Source organism: Nonlabens marinus S1-08, from assembly GCF_000831385.1.
In the GTDB taxonomy this organism is placed as follows: Bacteria; Bacteroidota; Bacteroidia; order Flavobacteriales; family Flavobacteriaceae; genus Nonlabens; species Nonlabens marinus.
In genome coordinates, this window is record NZ_AP014548.1 from 2,174,168 (window position 1) to 2,189,577 (window position 15,410).

The 15,410-nt window shown below is 41.1% G+C and carries 11 protein-coding genes; all 11 read left to right on the forward strand.

From position 1 onward, the window contains the following. Positions 1-105 precede the first annotated feature (105 nt). Positions 106-3,891 (forward strand): efflux RND transporter permease subunit, encoded by a 3,786-nt coding sequence (locus NMS_RS09990; RefSeq protein WP_041496578.1) that lies wholly within the window; start codon positions 106-108, stop codon positions 3,889-3,891. After that, the gene (locus tag NMS_RS09995) at positions 3,888-5,105 is read left to right on the forward strand and encodes a TolC family protein (RefSeq protein WP_041496579.1); all 1,218 of its coding nucleotides are present in this window, start codon (positions 3,888-3,890) and stop codon (positions 5,103-5,105) included. The genes NMS_RS09990 and NMS_RS09995 overlap by 4 nt, the downstream gene beginning before the upstream one ends. Before the next feature lie 2 nt (positions 5,106-5,107). After that, positions 5,108-5,674, forward strand: coding sequence for a helix-turn-helix domain-containing protein (locus NMS_RS10000; protein WP_041496580.1), 567 nt, complete (start codon positions 5,108-5,110; stop codon positions 5,672-5,674). A 123-nt stretch (positions 5,675-5,797) separates the two neighbouring features. Then, positions 5,798-8,134, forward strand: a complete 2,337-nt coding sequence (locus tag NMS_RS10005; RefSeq protein ID WP_041496581.1) for a multicopper oxidase domain-containing protein — start codon at positions 5,798-5,800, stop codon at positions 8,132-8,134. Positions 8,135-8,164: 30 nt separating this feature from the next. Further along, on the forward strand, positions 8,165-8,761 hold the full coding sequence (locus tag NMS_RS10010; RefSeq protein ID WP_041496582.1) for a DUF3347 domain-containing protein: 597 nt from the start codon (positions 8,165-8,167) through the stop codon (positions 8,759-8,761). Next, positions 8,762-9,211, forward strand: a complete 450-nt coding sequence (locus NMS_RS10015) for a heme-binding domain-containing protein (protein ID WP_041496583.1) — start codon at positions 8,762-8,764, stop codon at positions 9,209-9,211. 226 nt (positions 9,212-9,437) lie between these two features. Next, complete coding sequence (locus NMS_RS10020) at positions 9,438-10,085, forward strand: DUF2231 domain-containing protein (protein WP_041496584.1); 648 nt, start codon at positions 9,438-9,440, stop codon at positions 10,083-10,085. A gap of 9 nt (positions 10,086-10,094) precedes the next feature. Continuing rightward, positions 10,095-11,600, forward strand: a complete 1,506-nt coding sequence (locus NMS_RS10025) for an FMN-binding glutamate synthase family protein (RefSeq protein WP_041496585.1) — start codon at positions 10,095-10,097, stop codon at positions 11,598-11,600. A 211-nt stretch (positions 11,601-11,811) separates the two neighbouring features. Then, on the forward strand, positions 11,812-12,288 hold the full coding sequence (locus NMS_RS10030; protein WP_041496586.1) for a nuclear transport factor 2 family protein: 477 nt from the start codon (positions 11,812-11,814) through the stop codon (positions 12,286-12,288). Positions 12,289-12,304: 16 nt separating this feature from the next. Further along, a complete protein-coding gene (locus NMS_RS10035) occupies positions 12,305-14,806 on the forward strand; it encodes a heavy metal translocating P-type ATPase (protein WP_041496587.1) in 2,502 nt (833 codons plus the stop codon). Between the two features lie 19 nt (positions 14,807-14,825). Then, positions 14,826-15,410 (forward strand): DUF2911 domain-containing protein, encoded by a 585-nt coding sequence (locus tag NMS_RS10040; RefSeq protein ID WP_041496588.1) that lies wholly within the window; start codon positions 14,826-14,828, stop codon positions 15,408-15,410.

The following is a 15,410-nucleotide window of genomic DNA, read 5'->3' on the forward strand; positions in this document are numbered from 1 at the left end:
ATTAGATTTTTAGAATGAAGCCCAACAGCTATGCTGTCGTGGGCTAAAACTCGTGTTTGCCATTTTCCGCAACACGCAATTCCAAAACTCTAATAATAAAATGCTATGCTGAATAAGAGCATTAAATTTCTCATAGAAAATAAACTTGTTGTCGTTCTACTACTCGCTCTATTTGTGGGTTGGGGCGTGGTCAACGCACCCTTTAATTGGGAAACAGGTATTTTGCCCACAGACCCAGTTGCCGTTGATGCCATACCTGATATTGGCGAGAACCAACAAATTGTTTTTACCAAGTGGCAAGGTCGCTCGCCACAGGATATTGAAGACCAAATCACATATCCGCTTACCACTTCCCTTTTGGGTATTCCGGGCGTGAAAACCATCCGTAGTTCATCTATGTTTGGATTTTCCAGTATCTATATCATTTTTGAAGAAGATATCGAGTTCTACTGGTCGCGCAGTCGAATACTCGAAAAACTGAACTCACTTCCTTCAAACCTTTTGCCCGATGGTGTCAATCCATCTCTTGGGCCAGATGCTACAGGTCTCGGACAGATATTTTGGTACACATTGGAAGGTCGCGACAAAGACGGTAACGTAACTGGTGGATGGGATTTACAGGAATTGCGTAGCATTCAGGATTACTATGTGAAGTATGGCTTATCCTCTGCAAGCGGTGTTTCTGAAGTAGCTTCTATAGGCGGTTATGTTCAGGAATATCAAGTGGATATTGATCCAGAAAAAATGCGCCAATATAACGTGAGTATGGGCGATGTGGTCAAAGCTGTAAAGCAGAGCAATCAGGATATAGGTGCGCAAACCCTCGAAATCAACCAAGCCGAATATCTCGTGCGCGGATTGGGTTACGTAAAGTCCATCGCAGACATTGAAAGTGCCGTTGTAGATTCAGAAAACTTTACTTCCATCCGCATCAAAGACGTGGCAAACGTTCATTTGGGACCAGCGACAAGACGTGGCATTCTCGATAAGGAAGGTGCCGAAGTCGTAGGTGGTGTTGTAGTCGCTCGCTATGGTGCAAATCCGTTGGAAGTTATCAATAATGTAAAGGCTCAAATCGCGGAATTAAGTTCTGGACTTCCCACAAAAACTTTGGCAGATGGTCGCACTTCGCAAGTAACCATCGTGCCTTTTTATGACCGTACCGAACTCATTCAGGAAACCTTAGGGACGCTCAACGAAGCCCTGACTTTGGAAATCTTGATTACCATTTTAGTCATTATCATAATGGTGTTCAATCTACGTGCATCCATCCTAATTTCAGGATTGTTGCCCGTAGCTGTTTTAATGGTGTTCATCACGATGAAACTCTTTAACGTAGATGCCAATATTGTTGCACTATCGGGTATTGCCATTGCCATAGGAACTATGGTGGACGTGGGCGTCATACTCGCCGAAAATATGATACGGCATTTAGAAGATGAAAAATTACGCTTTCGCGAAACCGGAATAGAATACACCACAAACGAAATCATCTACAACGCAACTGCCGAAGTTTCTGGCGCTATTCTAACGGCAGTTTTAACGACAATCATCAGTTTCCTTCCCGTATTCACCATGATTGGTGCCGAAGGAAAGTTGTTCCGCCCGCTTGCCTTTACCAAAACAATGGCACTCTCAGCATCGCTTATCATTGCCCTTTTCCTGATTCCGCCATTTGCAGCTTTCCTTTTTCGTAGGACAAACATCAGGAAACGCTCAAAACATTTATTGAATGGAGTCCTTGTGTTGTTTGGTGTTGCTGCATTTATTTATGGCTATTGGTTAGGTCTGATTCTAGTGGCATTTGCAGCTTGCGGCTTTTTCTTTTTACTCAAAGCTAAAAAGGAATACGAGTTACATATTTATAAGTACAACTTCACGCTTAACCAGAACATCATAAATATTATTATTTCGGCCACAGCGATTGTGCTGCTTCTCGCAGAGTACTGGCGACCATTAGGCTTTGACCGCAGCATTGTGATGAACCTGATATTTGTTTCCATCATCTGTTTTGGACTGCTTGGCGTGTTCTCAGTTTTCAGGATATACTATGAGCGTATTTTAAAATGGGCACTTCAGAATAGGTTTCTATTTTTGATAATTCCCACTACGGTGCTCGTGCTCGGTTTCATTATTATGCGTAATACAGGTAAGGAATTTATGCCAGCACTCAATGAAGGTTCATTCTTGCTGATGCCTACATCCCTACCACACGCAGGTGTTGAAGAAAACAAGCGTGTATTACAACAACTCGATATGGCGGTGGCAAGCATCCCAGAAATCGAGACAGTAGTAGGGAAAGCGGGAAGAACAGAAAGCGCACTTGACCCAGCACCGCTATCGATGTATGAGAATGTCATTCAGTATAAATCTGAATATATGCGCAATGCATCTGGCGAGCGACAACGCTATAAGGTCAATGATGATGGATTGTTTGTACTGAAGAACGACAAATTCATTATCAATCCGAACAATGAAATAGATGATAATGTTAACTATGATGAAGCATCGCTCAAAACTTCCGCCACACGCGAAGAGTTGATAGAAGATGACGACGGCGAGTATTACCGAAACTGGCGACCGGACATTGAAAGTCCAGATGATATTTGGAACGAGATTGTACGAGTGACCAAATTACCAGGCGTGACATCGGCACCCAAGTTGCAACCCATCGAAACACGATTGGTAATGCTACAAACGGGAATGCGAGCACCTATGGGTATCAAGGTAAAAGGTCCCGATTTAAAGTCCATAGAAAACTTCGGACTGCAACTGGAAGATATTCTAAAACAAGCCGAAGGCGTAAAAGAGCAAGCTGTTTTTGCAGACCGTATCGTGGGTAAACCCTACTTGCTCATCGACATTAAGCGAGACCAATTGGCCCGATATGGCATATCCATAATGGACGTACAGGAAATCCTCCAAGTGGCCGTGGGCGGAATGCCACTCACGCAGACGGTGGAAGGCCGTGAACGCTATGCCGTTCGGGTTCGCTATCCAAGAGAGTTACGGGCAAATCCAGAAGACTTGCGTAACATCTATGTTCCGGTAGAAAAAGGTAGCCCTGTACCGCTGGGCGATTTGGTAGATATCCGATACGAGCAAGGTCCACAAGTCATTAAAAGTGAAGATACTTTTCTAATTGGCTACGTGCTGTTTGACAAACTCGATGGCTTTGCCGAAGTAGATGTGGTAGAAAATGCCCAAGCCTTGATTCAAGAAAAAATTGATAACGGTTCGCTCGTCGTACCACAGGGCGTGAGCTATCGCTTTACGGGAACGTATGAAAATCAGCTACGAGCAGAAAAAACACTATCGGTTGTTGTGCCACTTTGCTTGCTTGTCATTTTCTTGATTCTGTATTTTCAGTTTAGGTCGGTTTCTACATCACTTATGGTGTTTACTGCCATCGCTGTGGCCTTTGCAGGTGGCTTTATAATGATATGGCTATACGGGCAGGATTGGTTTTTCAATTTCAGCTTTTTCGGCGAAAATCTTCGGGACTTGTTCAATATGAAAACCATCAATTTAAGTGTCGCCGTTTGGGTAGGTTTTATTGCCCTCTTCGGTATTGCTACGGATGATGGTGTGGTAATGGCCACCTATTTAGACCAGTCTTTCAAAAGCAACGAACCAGACAATAAAAAGGGCATTCGTCTTGCCACCTTGGAAGCCGCAGGAAAACGCATCCGTCCTTGTTTAATGACTACCGTAACGACGGTGCTGGCACTACTGCCCGTACTCACATCCACAGGCAAGGGAAGTGATATAATGATACCGATGGCAATTCCCATTTTTGGCGGAATGATAATCGACGTTACGTCCTATTTCTTGTTACCAGTGCTATACAGCTGGAAAAAGGAATACCAACTTAAAAGAGCAAACAAATGAAAAAATTGAAATATATGCTCGCGCTCTTATTTGTTTCTGCTTTCGCGAAAGCGCAACAACTACAATCCTACATCCAGGAAGCTGAAGCAAACAATCCAGAAATTCAAGCCTTTGAACTGCGCTATAATATTGCCGAAGAAAAGGTAAATGAAGCCAACTGGATTCCAAATACCGAAGTGAGTGCCGGCTATTTTGTGAGTGAGCCTGAAACCAGAGTCGGTGCGCAACGTGCACGAATAGGCGTAAAACAGATGTTGCCGTGGTTCGGTACTATTACAGCTCGTGAAAATTATGCCACCGCAATGGCAGATGCCGAATATGTGGACATCACGATTGCAAAGCGCAAGCTCGCACTTTCGGTCGCACAATCCTATTATAGCCTGTATTCTATACGTGCCAAGCAAGCTGTGCTGGATGAAAATATACAGCTATTGCAAACCTATGAGCAACTTGCACTCACGTCTGTAGAAGTAGGTAAAGCGAGTGCCGTAGATGTGTTGCGACTTCAAATACGGCAAAATGAGTTACAGCAACAAAAGGAAGTTTTGGAAGAAGAATTTACGGCAGAACAAACAGCTTTTAACAATTTGCTCAACCGTGAATCAATGATGACTGTTGACGTAGTTCCAGAAATGGAAATTCCGCAGGAAGACCCTTTTTATGAGAATGAAGCGCTGGCGCTCAATCCTGAACTGCTCAAATACGATAAACTTTATGAATCTGTGGCACAATCTGAACTACTCAACCAGCGTGAAAGCTTACCTATGATTGGTTTTGGTGTGGATTACTTGCCCGTAACCGAACGTAGCGATGTTAACTTCAGCGATAATGGGAAAGATGTATTGATGCCAATGGTGTCGATTTCTATACCCATTTTCAATAACCGCTACAAATCCATTTCAAAACAAAATGAACTGCGACAGCAAGAAATAGAGACCCAAAGGGAACAGCGATTGAATGTGCTGGAATCCGCTTTCGCGAAAGCGCAATCACAACGCAACCAAGCTCGCATTGCTTACTACACACAAGAACGCAATCTAAAACAAGCCCAAGATGCCGAAGAAATTCTGGTAAAAAATTATGAAACTGGCACTATCGATTTTAACGATGTGCTGGACATTCAGGAATTGCAGTTGAAGTTTCAGATGAATCAAATCGAGTCGGTGCAGATGTACTACGTACAATCGGCCATTATTAACTATTTAATCAACTAATTATGGTCAAGGATTTTTACATAAAGAATATGGTATGTGATAGATGCATCAAGGTTTTAAGGGATGGACTTGATAAACAAAATATCGAATTGTTACATATCGAATTGGGTCGTTTGCGCCTCGATATCGAGAGCGATGATGAAATCGAAAAATTGAAAACTTTACTTGAAAGTAATGGGTTTTCACTTATTGGCAGTACCGAAGAAAAGCTCACAGAGCAGGTCAAGGTAGAACTGATAAAGGCATTGCAAGAATTGCCTCTGGAACTCGATAAGAAATTATCCGCTCACTTAGCCGATGCATTAGGTCACGAGTATTCTAAAATCAGTAAGGTCTTTTCAATTACCGAAGGCATTACCATCGAGAAGTATTTCATCAAACTCAAAATCGAAAAGGTGAAAGAACTGATACAGGCCAACGAACTCAATTTTACCGAAATGGGACAACTTCTGGGTTATAGCCATATCAATCATTTGAGCAGTCAGTTTAAAAATGAAACGGGAATGAGCCTGACAGCTTATAAATTCCAACAGAAAAATTTTAGGAATTCATTGGACAAAATTATGTAGATAACAACCATAATTTTGACACAGCAGTTTGATTTACAGCAATAATTTTACTTAAATAAAATTATTTTAATCTTAAAAAACAATTGATTTAATCGCATTTGCTTTAAAATAAAACCGAGAACGATGATTAGAAAAATGACAATGTTGCTTGTGCTTCTCATTTCAACAAATAGTATAGCACAATTTGCAGCGAATAAGAGTGAAGAAAATATAGATAATTGGCCAGAACGCGTTTATGACCTTACTATTGACTACGAGACTGTAAATTTTACGGGTAAAGATGTCAAGGCTATGACCATAAATGGTGGTATTCCTGGTCCAAATCTTGAATTTAACGAAGGGGAGTTTGCCATCATCAATGTGACCAATAAAATGGACGTGGAAACTTCAGTGCATTGGCACGGGATGATATTACCAAATTTCTACGACGGCGTTCCATATCTAACCACACCACCCATACTCCCTGGGGAAACTTTACAGTATAAATTTGCCTTAAAACAGTCTGGTACCTATTGGTATCATTCACATACAGGTCTTCAAGAGCAAAGAGGCGTTTATGGCTCAATCCAAATCAACCCTAAAAAAACTGATTTAGAATATGACAAGGATTTAGTTCTCGTTCTGTCAGACTGGATGGATGAAAACCCCAAGACACAGCTTAAAAATTTAAAACGTGGCAACGAGTGGTATCTCATCAAGAAAAACCAAGTACAGAGCTGGGACAAGGTTATTGCCAAGGGAGCTACCGGTGCAAAGCTGAAAATGATGTGGCAACGCATGCCGGATATGGCAATTTTAGATAATTATTACGACAGGTTTTTTATTAATGGAGGAGCAGAACAGAATTACCCAGGTTTCAGCCCTGGCGAAAAGGTTCGGTTACGTTTTGTAAATGCTGCAGCCGCTTCTTATTTCTGGCTAACATTTGGGGGTGAAGACCCCATGCTGGTTTCTGCAGATGGACTGGATGTTGTACCTGTAGAGAAGAATAAAACCTTAATAGGCGTTGCGGAAACTTATGACTTTATTGTTACCATCCCAGAAAGTGGAAAATTGGAAATACGTGCTACTTCTCAGGATGGTTCTGGTCAGGCATCAGCTTATTTGGGAACCGGCAAAATTCTGGATGCGCCTGAAGTTCCAAAACCTGACCTGATAAAGCAAATGCAGCAAATGATGAATATGGGCATGAAAATGGGCGCACCAGCAGCCAAATTCAATCCTTCAAAGAACGATTCCATTGAGAAGATGAAAAAATACGCGATGAAGATGGATGGAATGAAGATGGATGAGATGCAAAAAGACAAAGATTCTACAAAAATGATGCACGACGATATGGCTCATCAGGATATGAAAATGGAAGGTGACAAAGGACAAATGGACGGCGGAATGAAAATGGGTTATATAGTGCCAAAAGACAAGGTTATCGGTGATAATATGAAAACAGGAGGCAATCCGGAATTTAACTATAACTATTTAAAAGCACTTGGAAACACTGAATTTGAAAAGGGAAAACCTGTGCGTGAAATGCTTTTCAACCTAACTGGAAATATGAACCGTTATGTATGGTCAATCAACGGTATTCCTCTTTCTGAAACCGATAAAATAAAAATCAACCAAGGCGAAGTGGTTCGCATTACTCTTAACAATATGACGATGATGCACCACCCAATGCACCTACACGGACACTTTTTTAGGGTGCTTAATGAAAATGGTGAGCGTAGCCCGTTAAAGCATACGGTAAATGTGGCACCGATGCAGAAAGTAGTTATTGAATTTGATGCTGTGGAGTATGGCGATTGGTTTTTCCATTGCCACGTACTTTACCATATCAATAGTGGGATGGCAAGAATATTTAGCTATGATACACCACGTGACGAAAGATTAAAAGGCTATCCACTTACTAATTTGACTACGGAAGCAGACCATATGTGGACTTGGGGCGAAGTAACAGCTGCAAGCCATATGACAGAATTGTTTTATACAGCAACTAACATAAGAAACCAGTTTATAATAAGAGGCGAATATGGTTGGAATGAAAACATAGAAGCAGAGTTTACATACGAACGTTGGCTCAATAGTTACTTCAGAGTGTTTGGTGGTGTGAATGTTGAAAATGAGGGTAAAGATAGTCTTGATGAGATTTCAACCACCGGTGTAGTTGGTGTGAGGTATTTGCTTCCACTGCTTATAGATTCTGATTTGAGAATTGATAATAAACTAAGGCCTACAATCTCTTTCGCGACAGCAACAATGATATTTAGAAATATAGCATTGTTCGGTAAATACGAATACCAAATGGATTTTGGTTGGGTCAGCGATTTTGAGCCAGAAACTGAATTTAAAGAAGAAACTACTTGGCAAGTAGGACTGGAATATGTATTGAGCCGTGACTTCTCATTGATGGGAAGCTACGACAACCGTTTTGGTGCTGGTGGCGGACTCTCTCTAAGATTTTAAAACAATTATCAATTTAAATAAATAACAAAAATGAAAACAGTACAAAGAACAATAGGTACAATGGCACTTGCTGCACTAATGGTGTCAATGGTTTCCTGTAAAGACGGAAACAAAAATGAACCTGCTGCGCCTATAAGCAATGAGATGCACCAAGAGTCTATGGATGATAACAACAATATGGCGATGAATGACAACCAAGATGCACGAGCAGAAGCAATTCTAAAGGATTATTTCAACTTAAAAGATGCGCTTGTGGGCGATGATAACAGCAAAGCAAAAGAGTTGGGCGCAACACTTGCAAATACTTTAGGAAGTTTTGACGCATCCAGCTATTCAGATGGTGAGCAACAAGAACTCAAGGATATTATGGAAGACGCAATTGAACACTCAGAACACATTGCAGAAAGTGATATAGCACACCAGCGTGAGCACTTCAAGATATTGAGCAAGGATGTTACGGATATGGTCGCTATTACTGGAACAGAGATGAAGATATACGAGCAATTCTGCCCAATGTATAATAACAATGGGGGTGGTGCTTGGCTGAGTATGAACGAAGAAATTAGAAATCCCTATTTCGGTGAACAAATGTTGAACTGTGGGAATGTACAGCGAGAAATCAACTAATTGAAGTTTTTAAAATTCATAGCATGGCTTGCCCTTGGGGTACTGGTTGTAATTCAGTTCTTTCCAGTAACACTGAACGAGAGCAATACTCTACCGCAAAGTGATTTTATGGTAGTAAATCAAGTACCTGCAACGATTAAAAATCGGTTGCAGGTTTCATGCTACGATTGCCATAGTAACAATACGGAATATCCATGGTACAGCAGGATTCAGCCTACGGCTTGGTATCTCGAAAACCACATACAGGAAGGCAAGGACGAACTTAATTTTAATGAATGGGACACTTATTCCAGCCGTAGGAAAAACAGCAAGTTGCGTTCCATCATTAATCAGATAGAAAGTGGCGAGATGCCACTGGATAGTTACACACTTATTCACGGTGGTGCAAGACTGGATAGTACTGCTGTAAAAGAAATTATAGGCTATATGGATAGCTTAAAAAAAGATTAAGTCCTGATACGGGAAAAGATAATTTTTTATAATAGTTAGGTTAGAACTTTTCTTGTGTCAGGCGCAAATTAATATGAAAGATTGTTGCAATACAGGTAATAACAAAACGCAGAATAAGAACCCGCTAAAAAATTGGTTCAATTATAGCGTGTACGCTATCATAGCCATTATAGTTCTTGAAGCTTTGGTGCTGCAACTAATTGGGGACTATTAAAAACCGTAAGAGATGAAAACAAAACATTTTTTTTCAATCATTTTGGTCATTGCCTTCTTAGGAGGTTTGACCAAAACCTTTGCCTTAAGTGAGGAACGAAATAGCCTTGATGCAACTGAATTATCGGTCAGCACAGCATCTGCTGTACAATCAGACTCTGTAAAAGCAGATTTTGATGCGTTTCCCAACCTGCACCCTATGGTCGTACATTTTCCCATTGTACTATTGCTGCTAGCGGTGGTTTTACAATTGATACAGTTGTTTACCTTGAACCAGACAATGGACTGGGTAATACTCCTAATGGTAGGGTCTGGGTTTATTGGGGCGTATGTCGCTGGAACATTTGTACACCCGCACACAGAAGGACTTACCGAAATGGCAAAAAGAGTACTGGAACAACACGACAAATATGCCGACTGGACACTTTGGTCGAGTGCTCTTGCCGCTATTCTGAAAATAGTAAGCCGGTTTTGGGTCAAATTAAGGCGTGGTTTTGAAATAGCAGTTTTTGTAGTGATGGCTTTTTCAGCCTATTCGGTGTCTGAGGCAGGACATTATGGTTCGCAGTTGGTATATATAGAGGGAGTCGGTCCACAAGGAAATTATATTGAAACCGAAAGTGAAAAAGGTCACGAGGAAAGTGATGGGCATTCACATTAAACAAGGATAATGAGAAAAGGATTTATCATAACGAGCATCATATTGGTTTTGGCGGTAGCATCCATAATTATAATGTACCCCTTGTTGTGGTGGCTCGCATTGGTATTACTTCCTTTCTTGATTTTAGGACTTATCGATTATTTTCATAAATCAGATAACATTAGGCGTACCTATCCATTATTTGGTAGAATTACCAATTTTCTGGAAAAACAACGGCACGTTGTCCAAGAAACCGTTTTGCTAAACAGGAGGGAAGGAAAGCCCTTTAACTGGATACAAAAGGAAATAGTCTATAAACGTGCCGCGAATGCTAATAAAAGTCAACCTTTTGGCACACAAATACCGTATGATAAGGTTGGTCGTGAATGGTTTACACATTCCACCTATCCGGCAAAAGAAGTTAACGATAATTTCAGGGTAACAGTTGGAAGTTCCAAATGTGATAAGCCTTATTCTGCAAGCATTCTGAATCTTGCGGGAATGAGCTATGGCTCTATCAGCAAAAATGCGACCTTAGCTCTTAATGGCGGTGCTAAAATAGCTGGTTTTGCGCAGAATACAGGCGAAGGTGGTTTTACGCCTTATCATCAGGAATATGGAGCTGATATTATATTCCAAATCGGTACCGGCTACTTCGGATGCCGTACCGAAGAAGGTAATTTCGACCCTGAAAAGTTCAAAGATATCGCCTCACACGAGGTGGTCAAAATGATTGAGATAAAAATTTCCCAAGGGGCTAAACCAGGCTTTGGTGCCATACTACCTGCAAAGAAAAACACCGAAGAAATTGCAAAGTTGAGGGATGTTGAAAAAGGCACTGAAATTCTATCGCCACCGCATCATTCGGCATTTGGAAACGATGAAGAGATGATTTCTTTCATTGGAAAATTGAGAGAGCTTTCCAATGGCAAACCAATTGGCATAAAACTATGTATCGGGCAAAAAGACGAATTTGAAAGAATGGTTCAAGCTTTCGCTGAAAAGCAAAATTATCCAGACTTCATTGCAATTGACGGTGCCGAAGGAGGCTCAGGTGCGGCTCATATGGAATCCCTTCATTGGGCGGGTGTGCCAATAAATGAAGCAATCCATTTTGCACATTACACTTTAATAAAGTACAAGTTGAGTGATGAAATAAAGTTGATGGCGGCAGGAAAGATTATATCGGCTTTTGATATCTATCGAATGCTTGCACTTGGAGCAGATGCCTGCTATAGTGCCAGAGGAATGATGTTTGCCTTGGGCTGTGTTCAATCGCTAAAATGTAATCTTGATACTTGTCCCACAGGTATTACCACTATGGTACCCTCAAGGGTAGATTCATTGGTAGTAGAAGATAAGAAGACCAAAGTGGCCAATTACCATAAAAATACAATAGATGCCTTTAAAGAGTTGCTGGGTTCAATGAGACTTGAAAGTAGGAAGGCCATACATAAAAAATACATTGTTAGAAGAATAAACGAAACCGAAACAAAGACGTATGAAGAAATTTTTATAAAACCCTCAAAAGAATGAGTGATGAACAGGATATAGAAACCACGGCTGCCTTTTATGGGCAACTTTTTAATAGTCCAAAGCGTGTAAAAATGGCGCTATAGTTCCAATAACGATTACAGCTAAAACCTTGGTAACACTTGAATTGGCCCTTCGATTTTTTGTACTTGTTTTTGGAATCGCAAATGTGAAAAGAATTCGAGTGAATAAATAACCCTTAATAACTAAAATTATGAAAACTCTTAAATTGACAACATTCTTAACGCTGCTCCTAATGTCGACAGGACAAATGTTCGGTCAAAATGTAAATACAGAAAAGCAAGCCGTGCTGAAAGTAATGAAAACCTATAAGAATGCGCTGCAAAACCTAACGACCGAAGGTACATTCGAGTTATTTGCAAAAGACTCAGAAGTTTTTGAGTCCGGTGGTGTTGAGGGTTCCTATGCCCACTATATAGAACATCATTTGGGTCCAGAATTGGGGCATTTCAAGAAGTTTGAATTTTCAGATTATGAAATTGAGGCAGAAGTAGATTCGCCCTATGCATTTACTACCGAAACCTACATCTACACAATCGTTCTCAACCCAGATGATAAAGGCAAAAGTAGAACGATAAAGAAAAAAGGGGTGGCAACTTCTATCCTTAAAAAGATAGATGATAAATGGCAGATCGTAAAAACACATTCGTCATCGAGAAACGTAAAATAAGTTATAGCCAATCAATTTGAAACATACTTACCACATACACGGAATGACCTGCAATGGTTGTAGAACGCACGTAGAAGAAACGCTCTCTAAAGTTGAAGGGGTTACCAATGCAGCTGTAGATTTAAAAAAAGCCGAAGCGATCATAGAAATGGATTCCCATATTCCAATAGAGAAATTTCAAGAGGCGCTGAAAGCCAATGGTGGGCAATACAGCATCCATCAAAATGGCGAACATCAGCATACCCACGATAAGAAGAAAGTTGAGAAACCCAAAGGCAAAGGAACGGGAACGTTCTATTGTCCGATGCATTGCGAGGGCGACAAGACTTACGACAAGACAGGCGATTGTCCTGTTTGCGGAATGGATTTGGTTGAAGAAGTTAATCTTTCTGCAACCACATCAGTACAATGGACGTGTCCTATGCACCCAGAAGTCATAAAAGACGAGTCTGGTAGTTGCCCTATATGCGGTATGGATTTAGTACCGATGGAACCCGATTTATCCGCAGAGGAAAAGACCTATAAAAAACTGCTTAAAAAGTTCTGGATAGCAGTCGCCTTCACATTGCCCATTTTTATCATCGCAATGTCCGAAATGCTACCCAACAATCCCTTATATGATGTTTTAGAATTAAAATATTGGAACTGGATTCAGTTTGTACTTTCCATTCCCGTAGTTTTCTACGCTACTTGGATGTTTTTTGAACGCGCCTACCGCAGTATAAAGACGTGGAACCTCAATATGTTCACGCTTATCGGTATCGGTGCAGGCGTTGCTTGGCTGTTCAGCGTGTTCGGGATGCTCGTGCCCGATTTTTTCCCTGACCAATTCAAGACCGAAGCAGGTACGGTACACGTTTATTTTGAAGCGGCTACGGTCATTCTAACCTTGGTATTGCTTGGGCAGGTTCTTGAAGCCCGTGCTCATAGCAAGACAAATTCCTCAGTCAAGGAACTTTTAAAATTAGCACCGAATAAAGCGGTAAAGGTGGTTGATGGCGAAGAACAGGAAGTGGCCATCGATGAAATTAAATTGGGCGATATTCTGCGTGTGAAGCCGGGCGACAAGATTCCCGTGGATGGCGTGATTACCGAAGGCGAAACTACCATTGATGAATCGATGATTACGGGCGAACCCATTCCCGTTAACAAATCTATTGATGATAAAGTAAGTAGTGGCACAATCAACGGTAATCAATCCTTTTTGATGAAAGCTGAAAAGGTTGGATCTGACACCTTGTTATCACAGATTATACAGATGGTCAACTATGCCAGTCGCAGCCGAGCACCCATCCAAAAGTTGGCAGATACCGTTTCGGGATATTTCGTGCCGGTCGTTGTCATAATCGCTTCTGTGACATTCGGCGTTTGGGCAATTTGGGGCCCGGAACCCGCCTATGTATATGCTCTGGTCAATGCCATTGCCGTATTGATTATTGCTTGTCCGTGTGCTTTGGGGCTTGCGACACCAATGTCCGTAATGGTCGGTGTTGGTAAAGGTGCACAAAATGGGGTGCTTATAAAGAATGCCGAAGCTCTTGAAAAAATGGATAAGGTAGATACCCTCATTGTCGATAAGACCGGAACGATAACTGAAGGAAAACCTACAGTTGAGAAAGTGGGTGCTTTTGGAGACCGCTTTCGCGAAAGCGAAATTCTACAATTCATAGCATCTCTAAACAGTTCTAGCGAGCATCCGCTAGCTGAAGCGACTGTGAAATATGGAAAAGAACAAAACACAGAGTTTTTAAAAGCAGATGGATTCAATGCAGTTACTGGAAAAGGTGTTGAAGGTAAAGTGAACGGAAAAGAAGTAGCCTTGGGTAATGCTAAAATGATGGAAATGGCTAATGCTACAGCTTCCGAAGCTATGGAAGAAGAGGCACAATCCTACCAAAAACAGGGGAAGACCGTTTCCTATCTCGCCATTGATGCTAAGGTTGTTGGCTACGTAGTCATAGGCGACAAAATCAAGGAAACGAGTGCAAAAGCTATCAAGGATTTGCAGGATAAGGGAATTGCAGTCATTATGCTTACGGGCGATAATCACGATACAGCCCAAGCTGTCGCAGATGAACTTAAACTTGCAGATTTTCAAGCAAGTATGCTACCGGAAAACAAATTACAAGAAGTCGAGAAATTACAAGAGCAAGGCAAGGTGGTTGCAATGGCAGGCGACGGCATCAACGATGCACCTGCTTTAGCAAAAAGTGATGTAGGTATCGCAATGGGAACAGGAACGGATGTTGCCATTGAAAGTGCAGCCATTACTTTGGTTAAGGGCGATTTACACGGTATCGTAAAGGCAAGAAACCTAAGTGATGCAGTTATGCGGAATATCAAACAGAACCTATTTTTTGCAATGATTTATAACACGCTGGGTATCCCGATTGCAGCGGGATTACTTTACCCCTTCTTCGGAATACTCTTATCGCCAATGATTGCGGCCTTGGCAATGAGCTTTAGTTCGGTATCGGTAATTGCCAATTCATTACGTCTAAAAAGTAAAAACATATAATCTAACTAATTGAATACTTATGAAATATAAAATTTTGATAATCCTATTGATTGTTGCTGTCAGCGGCTGTAAAAACGAAGAAAAGAACAATCCTGAAATAAAGCCAGAGCATAATCATACCCAAAGTGAACCAGAATCTGAGAACAAAAAACCCCTAAGTCCTCACACATCCGCAATGGCGATGATAGGTGATGCACATATTCATATTGATTATTCGTCGCCAGGAGTAAGGGATAGAATTATTTTCGGTGGATTGTTGGCTTACGACCAAGTCTGGCAGGCTGGTGCCCATAAGGCTACTTGGTTGGAAACAAACAAGGATTTAGAAATTGACGGTAAAGAATTGAAAGCTGGGAAATACGGTTTTTTTGTAATTCCAAATCAGGAAGAATGGACAGTCATTTTCAGCAGGAATTGGAACCAGCACGGCAAGGACGACTATACTGAAAAAGATGATGTATTACGGTTTAAAGTGACACCTAAAATTTCCGAAGACATCAAGGAACATTTAGAGTATAAAATAAACAAAACAACTGAGACTTCCGGAACAATATCAATGAGTTGGGAAAAAGTCACAATTGAATTTCCTTTTGAAATAAAATGA

Bases quoted from the DNA above. Each gene is read 5' to 3' on its own strand.
- NMS_RS09990 (WP_041496578.1), top strand. From the start codon at position 106: ATGCTGAATAAGAGCATTAAATTTCTCATAGAAAATAAACTTGTTGTC.
- NMS_RS09995 (WP_041496579.1), top strand. From the start codon at position 3,888: ATGAAAAAATTGAAATATATGCTCGCGCTCTTATTTGTTTCTGCTTTC.
- NMS_RS10000 (WP_041496580.1), top strand. From the start codon at position 5,108: ATGGTCAAGGATTTTTACATAAAGAATATGGTATGTGATAGATGCATC.
- NMS_RS10005 (WP_041496581.1), top strand. From the start codon at position 5,798: ATGATTAGAAAAATGACAATGTTGCTTGTGCTTCTCATTTCAACAAAT.
- NMS_RS10010 (WP_041496582.1), top strand. From the start codon at position 8,165: ATGAAAACAGTACAAAGAACAATAGGTACAATGGCACTTGCTGCACTA.
- NMS_RS10020 (WP_041496584.1), top strand. From the start codon at position 9,438: ATGAAAACAAAACATTTTTTTTCAATCATTTTGGTCATTGCCTTCTTA.
- NMS_RS10025 (WP_041496585.1), top strand. From the start codon at position 10,095: ATGAGAAAAGGATTTATCATAACGAGCATCATATTGGTTTTGGCGGTA.
- NMS_RS10030 (WP_041496586.1), top strand. From the start codon at position 11,812: ATGAAAACTCTTAAATTGACAACATTCTTAACGCTGCTCCTAATGTCG.
- NMS_RS10040 (WP_041496588.1), top strand. From the start codon at position 14,826: ATGAAATATAAAATTTTGATAATCCTATTGATTGTTGCTGTCAGCGGC.